The organism is Mesorhizobium sp. 43Arga, from assembly GCF_053714255.1.
The window spans coordinates 54,351-71,469 of the sequence record NZ_JBSKBO010000015.1 but is presented as its reverse complement, the minus strand read 5'-3'; the positions used below and the strand labels follow the sequence as shown (position 1 = coordinate 71,469).

At 58.3% G+C, this 17,119-nt stretch carries 14 protein-coding genes, 1 tRNA gene and 2 pseudogenes; 7 read left to right on the top strand and 10 right to left on the bottom strand.

All coding sequences use genetic code 11. The features are described 5' to 3' along the window. Together ACWGS8_RS32145 and ACWGS8_RS32140 are read right to left on the bottom strand one after the other, a co-directional pair. Window positions 1-2,795, bottom strand: a 2,795-nt coding sequence (locus tag ACWGS8_RS32145) for a Ulp1 family isopeptidase (RefSeq protein ID WP_454584701.1), incomplete at its 3' end; no start/stop codon positions are given. A gap of 791 nt (window positions 2,796-3,586) precedes the next feature. After that, on the bottom strand, window positions 3,587-3,796 hold the full coding sequence (locus ACWGS8_RS32140) for a hypothetical protein (RefSeq protein WP_454584700.1): 210 nt from the start codon (window positions 3,794-3,796) through the stop codon (window positions 3,587-3,589). A gap of 187 nt (window positions 3,797-3,983) precedes the next feature. Between ACWGS8_RS32140 and ACWGS8_RS32135 the strand changes: the two genes are divergently transcribed. The 3 genes from ACWGS8_RS32135 (at window position 3,984) to ACWGS8_RS32125 (ending at window position 6,943) form a co-directional block, all read left to right on the top strand. After that, window positions 3,984-4,250, top strand: a complete 267-nt coding sequence (locus ACWGS8_RS32135; RefSeq protein ID WP_454584699.1) for a hypothetical protein — start codon at window positions 3,984-3,986, stop codon at window positions 4,248-4,250. A 147-nt stretch (window positions 4,251-4,397) separates the two neighbouring features. Next, the gene (locus tag ACWGS8_RS32130) at window positions 4,398-5,297 is read left to right on the top strand and encodes an IS1595 family transposase (RefSeq protein WP_454584698.1); all 900 of its coding nucleotides are present in this window, start codon (window positions 4,398-4,400) and stop codon (window positions 5,295-5,297) included. After that, on the top strand, window positions 5,294-6,943 hold the full coding sequence (locus ACWGS8_RS32125; protein ID WP_454584697.1) for a DNA methyltransferase: 1,650 nt from the start codon (window positions 5,294-5,296) through the stop codon (window positions 6,941-6,943). Before ACWGS8_RS32130 ends, ACWGS8_RS32125 begins: the two co-directional genes overlap by 4 nt. A gap of 37 nt (window positions 6,944-6,980) precedes the next feature. Here the strand turns inward: ACWGS8_RS32125 and ACWGS8_RS32120 are convergent. From ACWGS8_RS32120 to ACWGS8_RS32105, 4 genes and pseudogenes are all read right to left on the bottom strand, one after another. Continuing rightward, a tRNA-Ser gene (locus ACWGS8_RS32120) sits at window positions 6,981-7,054 on the bottom strand. Between the two features lie 259 nt (window positions 7,055-7,313). Beyond that, window positions 7,314-7,625, bottom strand: a pseudogene (locus ACWGS8_RS32115) (BA14K family protein); the annotation flags it as partial. Between the two features lie 62 nt (window positions 7,626-7,687). Further along, on the bottom strand, window positions 7,688-8,644 hold the full coding sequence (locus tag ACWGS8_RS32110; RefSeq protein WP_454584696.1) for a S8 family serine peptidase: 957 nt from the start codon (window positions 8,642-8,644) through the stop codon (window positions 7,688-7,690). Window positions 8,645-9,604: 960 nt separating this feature from the next. Further along, complete coding sequence (locus tag ACWGS8_RS32105; protein WP_454584695.1) at window positions 9,605-10,774, bottom strand: TlpA disulfide reductase family protein; 1,170 nt, start codon at window positions 10,772-10,774, stop codon at window positions 9,605-9,607. A 577-nt stretch (window positions 10,775-11,351) separates the two neighbouring features. On the opposite strand from ACWGS8_RS32105, the gene ACWGS8_RS32100 reads away from it, so the two are divergent. Both ACWGS8_RS32100 and ACWGS8_RS32095 read left to right on the top strand, forming a co-directional pair. Beyond that, window positions 11,352-11,621 (top strand): hypothetical protein, encoded by a 270-nt coding sequence (locus ACWGS8_RS32100; RefSeq protein ID WP_454584694.1) that lies wholly within the window; start codon window positions 11,352-11,354, stop codon window positions 11,619-11,621. A gap of 104 nt (window positions 11,622-11,725) precedes the next feature. Beyond that, window positions 11,726-12,222: pseudogene (locus ACWGS8_RS32095) on the top strand (Tn3 family transposase); the annotation flags it as partial. 10 nt (window positions 12,223-12,232) lie between these two features. Here the strand turns inward: ACWGS8_RS32095 and ACWGS8_RS32090 are convergent. Further along, the gene (locus tag ACWGS8_RS32090; RefSeq protein ID WP_454584693.1) at window positions 12,233-12,391 is read right to left on the bottom strand and encodes a hypothetical protein; all 159 of its coding nucleotides are present in this window, start codon (window positions 12,389-12,391) and stop codon (window positions 12,233-12,235) included. Window positions 12,392-13,105: 714 nt separating this feature from the next. After that, window positions 13,106-13,201 (bottom strand): putative RiPP precursor, encoded by a 96-nt coding sequence (locus ACWGS8_RS32085; RefSeq protein WP_454584692.1) that lies wholly within the window; start codon window positions 13,199-13,201, stop codon window positions 13,106-13,108. Window positions 13,202-14,271: 1,070 nt separating this feature from the next. Between ACWGS8_RS32085 and ACWGS8_RS32080 the strand changes: the two genes are divergently transcribed. After that, window positions 14,272-14,562 (top strand): type II toxin-antitoxin system RelE/ParE family toxin, encoded by a 291-nt coding sequence (locus tag ACWGS8_RS32080; RefSeq protein WP_454584691.1) that lies wholly within the window; start codon window positions 14,272-14,274, stop codon window positions 14,560-14,562. Further along, window positions 14,563-14,880 (top strand): addiction module antidote protein, encoded by a 318-nt coding sequence (locus ACWGS8_RS32075; RefSeq protein ID WP_454584690.1) that lies wholly within the window; start codon window positions 14,563-14,565, stop codon window positions 14,878-14,880. Window positions 14,881-15,475: 595 nt separating this feature from the next. On the opposite strand, the gene ACWGS8_RS32070 is transcribed toward ACWGS8_RS32075, so the two are convergent. Both ACWGS8_RS32070 and ACWGS8_RS32065 read right to left on the bottom strand, forming a co-directional pair. Then, window positions 15,476-16,432, bottom strand: a complete 957-nt coding sequence (locus tag ACWGS8_RS32070; protein WP_454584689.1) for a S8/S53 family peptidase — start codon at window positions 16,430-16,432, stop codon at window positions 15,476-15,478. A 64-nt stretch (window positions 16,433-16,496) separates the two neighbouring features. Next, a complete protein-coding gene (locus ACWGS8_RS32065) occupies window positions 16,497-17,060 on the bottom strand; it encodes a hypothetical protein (RefSeq protein ID WP_454584706.1) in 564 nt (187 codons plus the stop codon). Between the last annotated feature and the right edge of the window lie 59 nt (window positions 17,061-17,119).

The window sequence follows — 17,119 nt, the reverse complement described above, 5'->3', positions numbered from 1 at the left end:
GCCAAGTGCCGTGCAAACGGCGCTGGCGCGATTTGTCGGGCTTGCTGCTCTTGCAAGACGGCGTGTTGCACCTGCGACCCAGCTGGTAAAAAAGCTTCCGCGGGGATTGCGGCAGGCTCGTGCGGAAGGCGCTCCTCCCTCAGTCGGTTTTGCAGCGCCTGCCGATCGGCGACGAGGTTGTCGAGGTGCAGCGGCGCGTGGTCTGGGCGTTGTCCATCCACCAATCGTTCAACCAGCGCCCGCGTGCCGTCCACCACAAAGACGCCGCAATCGAATTTGTTCGGTTGTTGGGCTATGCGGGCTGGCACCAAGGTGGCGTCCAGCAGTCCTGCCAGCTGTGTTGCAGGCGCATCGTTGTATTGCCCACGCTGAAGGGAATCGTAGTGATAGGCGACATGTCTTTGCGGGTTGCGGCGATCAACCAGCAGCAGCGACCAATGGGTGCCCTCGTGAGCCGGAGTGCCATTGTTCACTGGCAGGAACAGGAAGTCGGCTGGGGCGTCGTTTTGATCATAGATGGACTGCAACGTGGCTTCCGCGTCTTGCCGCTCAATTTGGCGCAGCAGATTGGATACCGACGGATCCACCAGCCGTGTCCTGGCGGCGAGCGTTGGATCGATCCCCAGCAGCTGCTCCTCCAGGAGATGGTAATCCCTCTGGATATGGGCATCGCTCAGCCAGTCGGTGGCCCCGAGCACCGACCCCGCCGGGACATTAGACGAGGCGACCCTCCCGATCAGAGCATCGGAGGAGCTGGTCGTGGGCATAGTCACATCAACCAGTGGAAGACCGCGGTAGGTGTCTGGCAGCCAAGCTGTGACTGGCAACGCTGGTTGCGGCGAAAGCCGATCGCGATGGATGTTCTGAACGTCATCGGCTCCTCCCGGCCTCAAGTCGGCGGCGGAGCCTGTCCCCTGCATCAAGGGCTGCGGCTCCACGTCGCCGAACATCTGCCCCCCGCGCGGACGCACCGGTGCAGATTGAGCGTCGTCGCGCAAATCGGACGGTGTGGGCGCATTCAGGTCGACAAAAGACTGAAGGCCGCCGAAGGTGCCTGAGCGAGCCCGGGCAGAGTGCGCCGGTGCAAAGTGCGCGTCATCACGCAAATCGGACGGTGTGGGCGCATTCAGGTCCACAAAAGGCTCAAGGCCGCCGAAGGTGCCTGAGCGGACCCCGGCTGAGTGCGCCGGCGCAAAGTGCGCATCGTCGCGCAAATCGGCATGCGGCGGGATTACCTGGTAGCCCCCTGGGGGCGCCTTGGCAGTGGATGGTGACGCGCATTCTTGCATCACCTCGCCCAAGAAAGTTCCGGCCCGCTCGCTCTGGGCGGTCGCGGGGAGCTCCTGCGAAGGGCTGGGCCGTCCGGCGTCCAGCACTGCCGGCAGAGCCGACTGCTCACGTGCTTGCAGCCGCAGGTCTCGATTCGCCTCGATTAGTTTTAAGTAGTTCCGAAGATGCGACAAATCGGCAGAGGGGATTCTTTTTCCAGTCCGTTGGAACGCTACCACATCCAGCCTTAACTTCTCCTGCTTAGAACCGTTTAGCCGGTCAGCTATGCTCCCCTTGCCCTCGCTTCGAAGCCAATCACTCAGCCCACGAAGACGTGTAGCCCGCATTTGCGCAGATACCCTCTGCTCCGCAGTCGGGGCTCCAAGATCTTTCAACGTTTGGCCGAGCGCGCCCTCGATCAAGGGGGCGTCTTCGGGATGAGGAGCCAGCTTACGGGGGCGCCCAATGGCAGGAGATTGAAGCCGTTTGGCTTGTTGAGGTCCAGGCAAGAACCGCTGGAGATTAGCCAAAGTCGTTGTAAGGCGGTTCTGGGCGTCCCTCCCCGGCGCCCGATACTCCGAAATTTCCTTATCCAGTGAACCGCCTTGCAACTGAGAAGCCAAAGACCCCTTGTTGTTGTGCTGGAGCCACAGCGCAAACTGCCTAAATCCGGAAAGGATGCCGTCGACGGTCGCTTTGGTGGCGATGTTGCGCTGCTCGGCGTCAAGCCGGAACCTTGTCAAAAGATTCACGTCTTCGGCAGGGAGCTTCCCAGTTAGATGCTCTCGCGACGGGAGGCTGCCTGGCGCAACCTTATTCAGTTGCGTAACAATAGCAGGACGGCCACCAGCCTTCAGATAGTCTTTAACATCAGCTACAAAAGAAGCATGCCTTGGTGAATCGGGGTTAAACCGACCGAAAATGGGCTGCCGATTTTCCTGACGCAGCCAGTGGCTAAGATGGTGCAGAACATTTCCCAATTTCAGGACTGTCCACTCGTTCATCTTCGCTTCGATGGCCACTTTCTTGAAGGTGGAAACAAGTTCCTTGTCCTCGGGAAAGGGCTCCGAACGGTCGCGCTTTGCGCCCACGCGGACCTCTTTGTTGACCGCAAACTCCGGTTGCGGTTTCCCGCTATTCGGGCCTGGGCCGGGTCCGTGCGCCGCCTCCGACGTTTGGTCACAAGTGACGAAGTTGTCACGCAGATCGGGCAACGACGGCACCGGCCGTGAAACGCCGAGATGCGTGCTTTGGCGCCCTCCAGCGCTCTCCCCGGACGAACCAGGCTGCAATTGGTTCAGCTGCTGCTCAAAATTCGCCTGCAGACTCGCGCCGTCCGCCTGTTGCGATACGTGAATGCCGGTATTCTGTCGCGCGAAGCGTGGCGCAGACGGGTTCAACTGCCGAGGATTAAACTGAGAACCATCCATACCGCTCCCCATCGAAAATATTGATTGCTCGCAAGTCTGCGCAGACAGGCTCAGATCAAAGCTCAGCGGCGAATGGATTGCGAGCTCGCACGCCAACGACAAGCTATCGCAACTAGCTGTCGAGAAGCTGACCAGTCAGGAAAAACGCGCGGCCACAGGCCTGCGCGGCTAAACGACGACAAGAGTTTGGTGCTTGTGGAGGGAACAAAAAGGCGGCCTTCGCAGGCCGCCGAGTGTCCGAGGATGTGTGCTTCAGAACGAGGACGGGGCGTTTTCGATGTCGCTGTAATCGTCGGTGTTCGTTGCTGCTCCTGGATAAGTTCCCGGAGTTTGAGGCAGCAGTGCGATCAGATGCTGTCGGCGAGATCGTTGAGGAAAAAATCCGGAGGGTGTAGGCAGCGTACGCTCTCTCCATTGGTCACCGACCTCATTCCAGATCAGTGGCGAAGGTAGATGTCACGGGCGAACTGCTCGGCCGCATTTTGCTGCTGCGCAATCAGGGCCGCCAGTTCGGCTTCGGCCGCAGCGCGTTCTTCCTTGGTGAAATAGCAGCTCCGAAGCTCGGCGCGTAATTCGCCGATTTGATCGATAGTGGTCCTGTTGATCGTCTCCTTTTGATGACGTCAACGAGACCACGTGCGCACGGAAGCGTGTGTCAGGAACGCGGAACGCGACCGGCAGAGCCGGCGAGTGGGGGCGGGTTTTGTCGCAGCGCCGGGAACCGGAACAGAGATAAAATCGGGGGCTCACGCTCGTCCTTGACACGGGCTAAGCAGCCGTAGAACGGGACGGCAGAAAGAAGAGAACCCGCCGCCCCGACCAGGGGACTCTACCGTTGTGCCCATTGCAATATGCTCGTCCCTTACACCCCGCAGATGCCCTCGCATTCATTCGGCCACAGATCGAGCTGGGCCTTGATCGGCGGCCGTCGACAGATCGGCCTGGTCGAGCGGGACAAAGGAGCGGTGCAGGAAGATCTCGCCGCGAATTCCGAGCAGTCCGGTGCAAATGGCCCGGCAACGGGCATCGGCCCAGGCTTCCGGGTCGTGGTCGCGCATACGGCGCCAGCGCGCATTGTCGTGGAAAGGGCAACCCACGCAGGCGCGTTTCGGGGGCGCGGGATAAGCGCCGGCGCAGCCAGGAGAGGCGATCCGGCCTGCTCATGCGTTTCTCAATCAGCGGGAACCGCTTGACCTGCCATTGCTCGATACTCGGTTTCGCCCGAACCACCTCGTCGGTCGATATCCTATCCAGGTTTCGACAACGGGATGCGCCGGTGAGCGCTTGGCGCCCAAGACCGGAAGCTCCCTCGCCGCGCAGCGGAGCCTGCCTTTTCGGGGAGACAAGGTTCTCGGCAGGATCGAACCGGCGGCTGGCGCCATCGCTCATGCGATGAACGTCGAGTGTCCCTTTCGAGATATCGACGCCGATGGCAGAAGGGATCATCTTTTCCTGTCCGATGCTTGTCATCCGGGCCGCAAAGCCCCGGTATCCGTTCACGCCACATGGAAAAGAAAGGGCGATCAAACTTTAACTCGACCCGTCAAATGATCTGCGCGTGCGCGATCCATCCCTTTCAGCAAAGACGCGAAGCGCTTTTTAAGGCGGTCAAACAGAATAACAAAACTGAATAGTACGCTTTTGGACTTTACAAGAGTCAACGATTCGAATATGTTAGCTACACCATAGGGGTGCGACATGAACATAATCGAACTTTTTCAGTCCTTCCAGACCCAAGAGCAGTCGGTTGAATACCTAGAGAAAGTCCGCTGGAATGGCGAGCCTCATTGCCCATATTGCGGCAGTGTGGAAGTTGGCCGCCACGCCAGCGCGGACCGGGCCATGTCGCGTTGGCAGTGCCGCGATTGCTCCCGTGCCTTCGCAGTGACGGTCGGAACCATGTTCCATGGTACACATGTTCCGCTGCGCGATTGGTTTCTTGTCCTCGCGCTCATGCTGAATGCCAAGAAATCGGCAAGCGCCTATCAAATTTCTCGCGATCTCGGCAAACGCCGCGCGACCGTGTGGAGCATGATGCAGCGTATCCGCACTGCGATGGCTGCCGACCCCGAACAGGAACGGCTTCTATATGGGATCGTAGAGGCTGATGAGACCTATGTGGGAGGAAAGCCGCGTAAGGGCAACAAGCGCGATGACGACAAACCTAACAAGCGCGGTCGCGGCACGAAGAAAGTTCCGGTCATTGGCGCAGTGAAGCGCGGCGGCCGCGTTGTCGCCAAAGTGGCTGATGGGCGCGACCTCTCGGCGAAGGGCATCAACAAGTTTCTAGCCCGCCTCGTTGATCCCGCTGGTACGGTTTTGATCACGGACGAATATAGCGGCTACAACCGGGTTAGTGAGCACATGCTGCATTCGGTCGTGAACCACGCTCGCGAATACGCCAACGGGTCGATCCATACGAACACTATCGAAAGCTTCTGGGCGCTTGTTAAGCGTTCTTGGTACGGCTCGCATCATCATTACAGCCGCAAATATATGCCGCTCTATATCGCCGAAACGTGCTACAAATATAACCGCCGCAAGTCGTCAACCGCCTTCGCCGATAGCTTGCGTATGTTTGTTGGTGCGGCAGCATGAACAAGCTCTGGTACGGCGATAACCTCACAATTATGCAGGGCATGAAGAAATATTCTGTGGATCTGATTTATCTGGACCCGCCCTTCAAGTCGGATGCCAATTATAATCTTCTTTACAAAGAGATGACCGGCAAGCCCGTGCCGGATCAAGCCGAAGCATTTTTTGACACTTGGGAGCTAGACGCCGCCAAGTTAGAAGTAGCGCGGACGATGCCGGTTCTCATGCGGGAGCATGGCGTTGACGACTACTTGGTTGATTTCTGGCGCATATGGATGCAGGCGCTTCGCAACACGCAACCGGAGTTGTTGGCCTATCTAATCTACATGGTCCAGCGGTTGCTCCACATGAAGAGCATCTTGAGGCCGACTGGTTCAATCTTTCTTCACTGTGACCAGACGGCCAGCCACTACATCAAAATCATGATGGATGGCATTTTCGGCCACGACAATTTCAGAAACGAGATCATCTGGAAGCGCCAGAGCGCGCACAGTGACGCCAAGAGCAAGTTCTCTGCGGTGTCCGACGTCATCCTCTTTTACGCGGCCAGTAAGGCCTCCAAGTTCTACCCGACCTACACAAGCCACGACCCTGAATACGTCGATAAGTTCTACAGGTTCGATGACGGCGACGGTCGCGGTCGCTACCGCCTTGGCGACATGTCCGCCCCCAAAGGCGGCGGTATGGCCGCGATCAACAAAGGCACCGGATTGCCCAACGGCTGGCATATCTACAAAGATTACCAACCGCCCGCGACTGGCTGGCGCTACAGCCGCGAGACTATGGCGCGGCTCGACAGCGAAGGTCGGATTTACTTCCCTGTCCATAAGGATGGCACACCCGACACGTCGAAGCGTCTGGCCTTGAAGCGGTATCTGAATGAGCAGAAAGGCAACATCATCACAAATGTCTGGACCGACATCCCGCCAGTTCAAGGCGGGGAATCGCTAGGCTACCCGACACAGAAGCCGATTGCGCTCCTAGAACGCATCATCGAGTCCACTACGGCAAAGGGACAGGTCGTTTTCGATCCCTTCTGCGGGTGCGGAACGACCATCTACGCGGCGACCAAATTGGAGCGATCCTGGATAGGCTGCGACATCGCCATTCTGGCGGTAAAGGTGATCCGGGAAGTTCTCACCGAGAAGTACCGCCTAGTCGAAGGTAAGCACTATGAAGTTGACGGTATCCCCGTAAGTGTGGAGCAAGCGCAAGAGCTATTCCGGCGCGATCCCTTCCAGTTTCAGCATTGGCTTGTTGAAAGGGTTGGCGGCTTCCCTATGCAAAAGAAGGTCGCCGATAGGGGCATTGATGGACGCCTGTACTTTGAAACCAAGGACGGGCTTGGAGAGGTGATGATTTCCGTGAAGGGTGGCAAGCTGCGCCCAACGGATGTCCGTGACCTGCGTGGCGTAATGGAGCGGGAACGGTCGGCGATGGCAGGCTTCCTATCTCTTCAAGAGCCTTCAAAGGCCATGCGAGCAGAGGCCGCCGATGCGGGGATGTATTCGTATGGCGGGGTCAATTATCCGCGCCTGCAATTGCTTACCGTAGCTGACATCCTAGAGGGCAAGCGGACCCTTGAGACGCCGACGAAGATGGGAACCACTACCCGTATCAACACGGGCCAACAATCGCTGCCGCTTTAGTCCTTCAAATGTAAGACGGAATCGTATATATGCGGAACGCACCCGGCTGGATTCGAACCAGCGACCCCGTCCCTAGCAAAGACATGCTCTATCCTACTGAGCTACGGGTGCATCTGGCTCCCGCCCGATCTTGCCGTCTGGCGGGAGCCGAAGAACCCAACATATACTCTGATTCACCGTAGGTGGGCAATACCGCAAGATATAGCGGTTTCGCGCGATATCGCCTCTAAATGTTGTGTTTTGGTAGCTCAAAAGTCCAAAAGCGTACTATTCCGTAACAAAAAACGCTGACCGCAAGGCCAGCGCTTTTGCCTGGGCTGGGAAGCTCTTGTCTGACGATTTTTCCCGGATATCGGGCACTGTGGTTCCATCACCGGCGGTTCGCAGCCGCGACGCAGAAATGCTGCTCGCCGTCATTGCCGGTGAAGGTGCCGGTGCGCGAGTTGAAGGTGCGGTAACGGTCCGAGCAATATTCGTACCAGCCATGGGTCTACGGCTCGGCGTTGCGGTCGGCATAGACGATGCGCGGCTGCGCATAGTAGCGGCGAACCGGTGCCGGGCGCACCCGTACGTCGCGATCATAGTAATCGCCATCGTAGTAATCGCGCGCCGGCAGCCGGTTATTGGCCAACGCGCCAACGATCAGCGCGCCGGCGGCAAGGCCGAGCACGCCGGCGGCAACCGTTCGCCGTTGCGGCGTGCACCGCCTCGCAGCAATTTCAGATCGGCGATCGACCTACTCTTTTATCTGATCGACATCGGCGCCAGCGCCCTCGAGAGGCTGGCCTCGCCGCGGCCGTAAGTCTCCGGAGTATAGTTGACGAGTGTGTCGGTCCTGGCGGTGTCCAGCAACTGATTTTTGATCTCGATCGGTGATGCTGTTGTGAATTTGCTGCCAAGGATGGCGGCATAGCCCGCAATCACAGGTGCCGCGTAAGATGTTCCCCATAGGCCGGTTTTGTCATCTTCAACACCGACAGTCAGGAACTGGTTCTGCAGGTCCGGGATCGAGCCGGGGTAATTCGAATAGGGGGCCAGCTCAGCCTTGTTCTCGGGCGTGCCATTGTGGTCTAGCGCACCGACAAAAATTGTTGATGGCGCTCCCTCCAGATCGAGAGCTAGGAAATCCACCTTCCGTTCGCTTGGGCTGCCAATCTGCAAGCCGTCGTTGCCGGCAGCTTTCGCGATGAAGGCCGTACCCGCCCGGGCCACGCCGACGATCGACTGATCAAGCGGATGCCGGCTTACTGGATTAAAAAGGCCGTAGCTCAAATTGATGACATTGAGGCCATCGGGCAGGTTGATCGGGGTCTCGTTGTTATTGTCACGCTCCAACATGTCTGCCCCAGGAGCCACCATGCCCGCTATTTCGGCTACCCATTTCCCGTGTGACTGGCTCTTTGGGCCAAGGCCGAGATCCCCTTCAATTTCGGGATAGAAGGTAAAGTCATCCACGATTGTTACCGACACACCATAACCGGTGTAGCCTGATGCCCAAGCCTGGCCAATGTCCGGGCTCATCCAACAAAAGGTGCCGTCGGCATTTTGTGGGCAGCCCGAGCTACTGCTCCCTGCAGCTGGAAGCTTTGCGACGCCGGCTCCATCGCTGAAATCACCAGCGAAACCACTTTTTGCCGTCAGGCAGAGGAGGAGCCCGAGGCCGGCAACGAGCGCTACCGGCAACGATTGGATCTTGTGCATATTAATCTTCCTGTCTGGATTTGTTGTTCATTGGTGAAATGTCCCGCCCAGCCGTTCACCATCACTAGAACCGATGCGTGAACCGGAGTTCGAGTTTCAGTCGGTTTGGGTGGAGGTTTGACAGATATTTCAACGTCTCCGCAGGCTGGATTTGTGAAGCCGCAAGGCGGCATTTCACCGCTTGGATGCCGCCGATCGCGCCATAGTCAGCCGTGCCGGGTTGTTCCGTCAGGTTCCCGCCCAAGATCTAACGGTGAGAGAAAGCGTGGTGGACGGTGTCGGTCGCTTTTGCACGACAAAGCCGAGTTCCACGCTTGGTCGATGCGGAGCTTTTCGGCTCGCTGACACGTGCTCGCGCCCCACAGCAGACCGAAATCGTCCGACAACTGCGTCAACATTTCAAATCGCATGTCGATCCAGCTGCTATGAAACCACTTATCGAAAGACACCCAGGTGCCGTCCGACAGCTCGTAACCACCCTGGCCTAGGCGGCGCGCGCATTCGGTGAGCTCTGAACCCTGATGGATGTCGACAAGGCTGGTCTCCTGCCCGCTCGCAGTGGTCGCGCTGACCCACACTGCCATAACCAACGAGACCAAACCCGCCGCCAACCGAATGCACATCTGCAACGCCCGTCATTGCAGCCGGCAGCCAAACTCCGGTCGCTCGACAGGGCCCCTTGATAAGTGCACAAACTCTCCCGGCGTCTCAGCTGCAAAGGCCAGGTCGCTAACCGGCGACGCAATCATTCTCGGTAAAACCACTTTACTCCAGTCCTTCATTTGTCAGAGCTGCCTTTTCGGCCTGCGAACAGAGTCGGGCTCAGCGACAGCATTCCCTTCATCCTGGCGCGACGGGCGCATAAAACCAGACCAATGGCTTTTTCGCAGCCATGCCTCACGTGGGCGTGCGCTCGCCCAACAGTCGTCGCCTTGGTGAGGGTAAAGCATTTCCGACATGTCATCCCTTTTTAGGTTTGTCGTCCGCCGCCTGCATTTTGACATTCGGGAAATCCTTTTGTGGAACTGCACAGAGATCTCCTGAACAAACCTGCTCACCCTTGTAGTTGGCCAGGGTCTGCAGCAACCCCCGTGAAAGTTTCTGTTTCACTTCGTCTGAGCCATCCTGCCAATCGGTGAGCGACTTAATTGCCACTTCGACCAACTCGATCGCGCGATCCTTGTCGCCGGTCTCGTAAAAGTACTGAGCGACCGCCGGATAGTGCGCGAACTTGAAGTCCCAGTCGCCTTGCGGGGGATGCAGTGCCAGGATGCGTTCGGACAGCTCCTTGCCCATCGCCAAGCGCTCGGCAGACGGAACGTGCGAATTGTCCCTCCCCGGATGGAAGAGTTGGTCTAGCACCTGAACCAGCCAATCATCGGAGTTTTTGTTGATCGCGTCGCGAACCAATAGCTGCATGACCGGCAAGCCCGCCCCCACGTCGCGCATTCTGTGAAGCAGCAGATTGGCATGAATCACGCGAAAATGGACGTCGTCCGGCAACAAGGCGACGCCTTCTTCGATGGCCGAGAGCGCCGTCTTCCAATCTTCTGCCTTCGACGCCGCCCGAAATTTATCGAGGAACGGCTTCTTCAAGGCTTCTTCGCGCGCTATGGGTTCGTTTTTGGCAATCCGCTTCGCATCGCCGGCCTTCGCTTCATCGCTGGTACGCCAGCTGCCGTTGATCACTTTCGGTAAAACGTCATCGAGTTGCGTCGGATCACCGATAAAGGCGATATGACCGTCACGATCGACAACGAACGAGGTCGGAATCCAGAGGGAGAAGCTGGGTTCCAGCCAAAGCTTCTTCATTTCGCCTGTGAAGTCGAACGCGATCCGATAATTCAGATTGGAGAACTTTTCGGTCAACCACGCGTCCAACTTGGTTCGCGCCTCGTCCGCGGTTGGAGCGTTTTCGGAAGCGGCGACCCCGACGACCTCAAGTCCGCTATCTTTGTATTTCTCCTGCAAGTGCATCAGATGCGGCATCGCCGTCACACATGGTCCGCACCACGTTGCCCAAAATTCGACGATGTACACTTTCCCAGGCTGGAAGGCGGCAAGCGGCTCGCCTCGCAGCCAGCTCTCCACTTCGATCAAAGGCGCCGGGGACTCCATATGCAGTACCATGTTGGTCTCCAAAGCTATTGCCAAACGCGACTAAGACTCGCTCGCCTCGCGCGTGCTCGTAGGTTCATCGGGTTGGAAGCGCTTCCACGGGTACATCAGCCGCTCATTTCTCCTGGTCAAAAATGTTGGAACCGCTTCCGGTAATTCGATATTGATACAAGGGATCATCAGCGGTTCCGACGCTTGTTTTAGGTGCAGTAAATGAGCAGCACGGTTCGGTTGTCAGACGTCGCCAAATTGGCGGAGGTTGGCGCGTGAATGCCGGCATTTTGTCGCGCGAAGCGTGGCGCAGACGGGGTTCAACTGCCGAGGATTGAACTGAGAACCATCCATACCGCTCTCCATCGAAAATATTGATTGCTCGCAAGTCTGCGCAGACAGGCTCAGATCAAAGTATCAGCGGCGAATGGATTGCGAACTCGTACGCCAACGACAAGCTATCGCAACCAGCTGTCGAGAAGCTGACCAGTCAGGAAAACGCGTCCACAGGTCTCCATTTCTAACACGCCCGCTCGGGCCAAGGTCGGAACAGCGCGCTTGATCTGGACCGAGCCTTCGACCAAGCCTCGCCGCGCCCGTGACCGAACCCGCGCTCGATCTGTTCCTCTCAGGATTGCGAACTGCGTGGAAGGAGGGCGAAATCCGCCCCACCGCGAACCTGAAACCAAAGCAAAAGCGGACGAGCCGGGAACTGCTCGAGCGTCTGCAGGCGGAGTACCCAGAGAAGTACCCCGATCTCCTTTTGCGCACACTGCAACGCCGGATGAAGATATGCCGCAAGGAAAAGGCTCACGCGATGGTGTTTGGTACGCCGGCGGTCACGATCGTCAAGACAATGACCACCTGAACGTCCCAGTTGTGGGGAACATCCTGGTGAGGCAACGGAAGAAGCGCTCGGGAGCATTCCTTGATGAGGCAATACGGCTTCTCTCCCGTTTTGTCGCGCTATACCAGTTCTTCCGAGCAAGTAATCGAGCCGCCAAACGAGGTGACATCAATCTCCACTACGGTAGCGAGCCCGGCTCGAAGTTCTATAGCCATCTGTCCGATCAATACGGGTACTTCAGCATCCTGCCCATCAGTCCGACCGAAATTGAAGCTGCCTATGTGCTCGATGGCTATTCGATCAGGACACGATCCTCGGTATCCAGGAGCATTTCACCAAGACAGGCGGCGCAAGCGATCACGTGTTCGGGTTGTTCGCTCTGATCGGCAAGCGGTTTGCGCCTCGGCTACGCAATCCGAAGGATTGGAAGTTCCACACATTCGAGAAAGGCGACGCCTATCCTGCGCTAACCAATCATATCGGTGTGCCGATCAACACAGCATTGATCCTCGATCACTGGGATGATCTGCTTCACCTTGCGACGTTGATCACCACCCGCGCCGTTGTGCCCTCGACAATTCTGAAGAAGCTCTCAGCGTCTCCGAAGGAAAGCCAACTCGCGTTATCGGTAATCATGCGGCGGCGTCTCTGAGATTATCCGGCACATCGATTCGGGTTGCGGCGATCAAAGCGATGAGTAAAAGTTCCCGCCAAATCTGGGCCAGCCCCGCTTCACTGCTCGACGGGCGCCCATTCAGTTCATCATTTGTTTTGAACCATTCCTCGATCATGTCCGCGACCGCGTCCGGGGGCCGCCGCCCCACCGCTCGACCCAGGCGCGCCAGAGATCAGTGGATCATCAAGTTGCAGGTTGAATTTGGCGCCCTAGCGACAGGGCCTGGGCCAGGATTCCTGTTAAGTCCTTCATTTCGTCGCGAAGGGTCGCCAAGGACTGGGTCAGGCAGATGCTGAAATTGATCCTCCAAATTCTTGACCATTTCATCGATCCCGATGAATGAAGCGCGCTGAACGAGACCTTTAGCGGGCTCGGCGGCTGCCGGGCGCAGGGCGGCCCGATGAACTGCGTGACGTAACTTTGACGTTCCTGATCCCGAGCTGCGGGCATCCGATCATTCGGAAAGGATCCTGGTTAAAAGCCATTGCGCATAGCGCGATGGATGCCCTTCGCCTAGCCGTTTGGCGTCTTGGCTGTCGAGTGGATCACAGCGCCCTTGTGCCCGCACCGCGCGCATTTGCAGGATGCAGACACCCGCCTATCGTTTTCCATCTCATATTCTGTCCCGAACCGCTCTATGAGCACGTCAATGTCGAGTGGCTTGGCGTGACCGCATCTCGGGGCTCTGCAATTGGCTGTCAGCCCTTCGCCGCGTGCTTTGATTTCAGCAAGGGTACTCATGCGAGCGACATAGCGCGGGACCGGAAGTGCGGGAAGCCCGCCGGCCAGAGCCAGCGGGCGTGGTGTGCAAAATCAATAATCAACCCGGCTAAGTGACCGGCCCGGACACGACGACGATCGCGGCCGTGACTGCGCTCAGGCGCTCGCGCTTTGCCAGAGTAGGCTTCTCGTAGGTCTTCTTCATAGGTATTCCCCCGGTTGATCCCTCAGGGCGCGAAGTTGCCTCACGCCGCCGAAGTCTGTCAAGAAGGCCCAAGAGAATGGTCCGCACCCCTCGGGGGAGGCGAGGGCCAACGTGATGGTGCTGCCGATTGGGCACTGGTCAATGGAGCAGAGGATACAGATCGGCTGCTGGCTTGCTCAGAAGAAGGCATCGCTGCCCCACGGCACTCCCGCCCATGGCTGCAGGAAGGGCTTAGCCGTGGGCGCGCGAATGAATACATGGCCCTGGCCAAGCAAGCCAGCAAGGAACCGGCCGGGCTTACGTGGAACCGGCGTTGACCTGGCTCGGTTGCGCGGTGCCAGCGCCCTTTCCTGCCGCTCCGGTCCAACCAGCCCCGCAGCCGGCCGCCCCGCAACCCAGCATTTCCAAGCCTTCTGGGCCAATTCCAACGCCGCGGCCGACCGCCCTTGCGCCACACTACGGCAAGCCAGCCGCTGCCGGCGGCCTGATTGACCTTGTTCGATCTCGACTGATCTCGGCTGCGATCCTTCTCACGCGCATGCGCTTTGTGCAGTTGGTCAGCTGATGCACTGAAATCCTCAAGTCGCAGATCGGATTACCGCCGCATCGCAAAGGCGCGAAGCGGCTTCGCTGAGGTCACGATCGATGGAGAGGGACTACGCCGGCTGAGATAGCCAGACGTGCCCCTTCATACCCATGCCAGGGCGATCAGACGCTCGAAGTCGGATGGCACCTGTATATTGAGATCCGAAAAGGACCACTGCCGAAGACCGCAGTGATCGTGGGGCTCAGCGCCTCACCGAGGTTTTAACCGAGCTGAAAGTGTAGCGATCGGCCGATGTGGAAAACCTGGCCCGGGCGGTGGCCAACAACAAACCCCGCCGGTCGGTGGCTCCGCAGCGGATCTCCATCCTCTGGAAATAGGTAACGACGCGAGACATCCCAACTCTCTCCCACCTTTTTGAGCGGGGTCATTCAAACGGATTGAACTCGGCTGACAATCGCGATGATCGTGAACTGTGGTTCACTTCTCTGTTGACGCACCTGCATGCGTGAACTAGAGTTAACCCATGATCGAAGTTCGCAAAACCGACGAATTCACCGACTGGCTCAAGAGGCTCAAGGACATTCGCGCCAAGGCACGCATCCAGACGCGCATTGACCGTGTCGAACTGGGCAACTTTGGGGAGGTTGAACCTGTCGGCGAAGGAGTGAGCGAACTGAAAATCCACTATGGCCCCGGTTATCGGGTCTACTTCGTCAAGCACGGCGAAACTGTCGTCATCCTGCTCTGCGGCGGCGACAAGTCCACGCAACAGAAAGACATCAAGCGGGCCAAGGAATTGGCCAAGGAGGTCTAAATGCCTATCGAAACCACAAAATGGGACAGCTCTGAGTTCCTCGATAGCGAGGAGTCCATCTTCGCCTATATCGAGGCCGCCTTTGAGGATGGAGACCCCGAACTGATCAAGCACGCCCTCGGCAACGTCGCCCGGGCCAGGGGCATGACGGCCATCGCCAAGGAGGCCGGCGTTACCCGAGAGGCACTTTACAAGGCCCTCAGCGATCGCGGCGACCCGAAGCTTTCCACTCTCCTGGGCGTGATGAAGGCGCTCGGTTTGCACTTGACCGCTCGCCCTGTAGAAGCCGGATCTGCGCCGGCCGCCGTGGCGCCGTGATATCAACCCGCGACCAGGACGCGCTCCGGCCCCTTTCGATGTTGTCATTTTTTGTCAATCGCGAAGCGGTCGGAGCAGGCCTATTGCGCCGCCTTTTGCCAATCCGGCGAAGGTGGACGTCACTCCGGTAGTTGCCAAGATCGATTCCGAGATTTCCCAACGGCACAGGCAGGCACGACGGCGGATCCGCTTTCCGCAGCGTTGCAGGATGCGTGCGGCTATATCGCCGGGCCGAATTTCGGGGATGGCAGCATCGAGGTCCTGCACCGGTTGGCGCTGAGGTCAGGCAAGGACGTGCAACTCTCACGTCTCTCCACGTGCCCTTTTTGTGCCGCTTTAGGAACTCCAGATAGAGCGCCTGTGCCGGCGAGGCGATCCGGGGTGGCAATCCGTGCGAAGGTGTTGGACCAGAGGTTGGCGGATCTCAACTTGGTCGTCTCGCACGCTTTGATGCTTTGAGGAGCATCGGAGCAAATGGATCCAAGTCCTACCGCAAGGCTGCCGAAGCTAGCCTTGGCTCGGCGAATGCTACGAGGCGATTTCTTGCGGCGCGCAACGCCTCGCAGCAATTCAGATCGGCGATCGACCTACTCTTTTATCTGATCGACATCGGCGCCAGCGCCCTCGAGAGGCTGGCCTCGCCGCGGCCGTAAGTCTCCGGAGTATAGTTGACGAGTGTGTCGGTCCTGGCGGTGTCCAGCAACTGATTTTTGATCTCGATCGGTGATGCTGTTGTGAATTTGCTGCCCAGGATGGCGGCATAGCCCGCAATCACAGGCGCCGCGTAAGATGTTCCCGGTAGGCCGGTTTTCTCATATTCAACACCGACGGTCAGGAACTGGTTCTGCAGATCCGGGATCGAGCCGGGGTAATTCGAATAGGAGGCCAGCTCAGCCTTGTTCTCGGGCTTGCCATTGTGGTCGAGCGCACCGACAAAAATTGTTGATGGCGCTCCCCCAAGACTGAGAGCTAGGAAATCGATTCTCCCTTCTGTCGTCGGGGTACCGATCCGGATGCCATCGTTGCCGGCAGATTTCGCGATGAAGGCAGTACCCGCCCGGGCCACGTCGACGATCGACTGAGAGAGCGGATAATCGGTTACTGGATTAAAAAGGGCGTAGCTCAAATTGATGACATTGCGGCCATAGGGCAGGTTGATCGGGGTGGTCTCGTCCACATAGTCACGCTCGAATATGTCTGCCCCAGGGGCCACCATGCCCGCTATTTCGGCTACCCATTGCCCGTGTATCTGGCTCTTTGGGCCAAGGCCGAGATCCGCTTCAATTTCGGGATAGGAGGTGAAGCCATCCACGATTGTCACCGACACACCAGAACCGGTGTAGCCCAATGCCCAAGCCTGGCCAATGTCCGGGCTCATCCAACAAAAGGTGCCGTCGGCGTTTTGTGGGCAGCCCGAGCTACTGCTCCCTGCAAGCCCTGCAGCGGCGCCCCCATCGCTGAGGTCACCAGCGAAACCACTTTTTGCCGTCAGGCAGAGGAGGAGCCCGAGGCCGGCAACGAGCGCTACCGGCAACGATTGGATCTTGCGCATATTAATCTTCCTGTCTGGATTTGTTGTTCATTGGCGAAATGTCCCGCCCACGCCCTTCACCACACTAGAACTGACGCATGAACCGGAGTTCGAGTTTCAGTCGGTTTGGGTGGAGGTTTGACAGATATTTCAACGTCTGCGCAGGCTGGATTTGTGAAGCCGCAAGGCGGCAATTTACCGCTTGGATGCCGCCGATCGCGCCATAGTCAGCCGTGCAAGGTTGTTCCGTCAGGGTCCCGCCCAAGATCGATCTGACGGTGAGAGAAAGCGTGGTGGACGGTCTCGGTCGCTTTTGCACGACAAAGCCGAGTTCCACACTTGGGTCGATGCGGAGCTTTTCGGCACGCTGACCGGTGCTCGCGCCCCACAGCAGACCGAAATCGTCCGACAGCTGCGTCAACATTTCAAATCGCATGTCGACCCAGCTGCTATGAAACCACTTATCGAAAGACACCCAGGTGCCGTCCGACAGCTCGTAACCTCCCTGGCCTAGGCGGCGCGCGGTTTCGGTGAGCTCTGACCCCTGATGGATGTCGACAAGGCTGGTCTCCTGCCCGCTCGCAGTCGTCGCGCTGACCAACACTGCCATAACCAACGCGACCAACCCCGCCGCCAACCGAATGCACATCTGCCAACGCCCGTCATTCCAGCCGGCAGCCAATCCCCGGTCGATCGACAGGGCCCCTT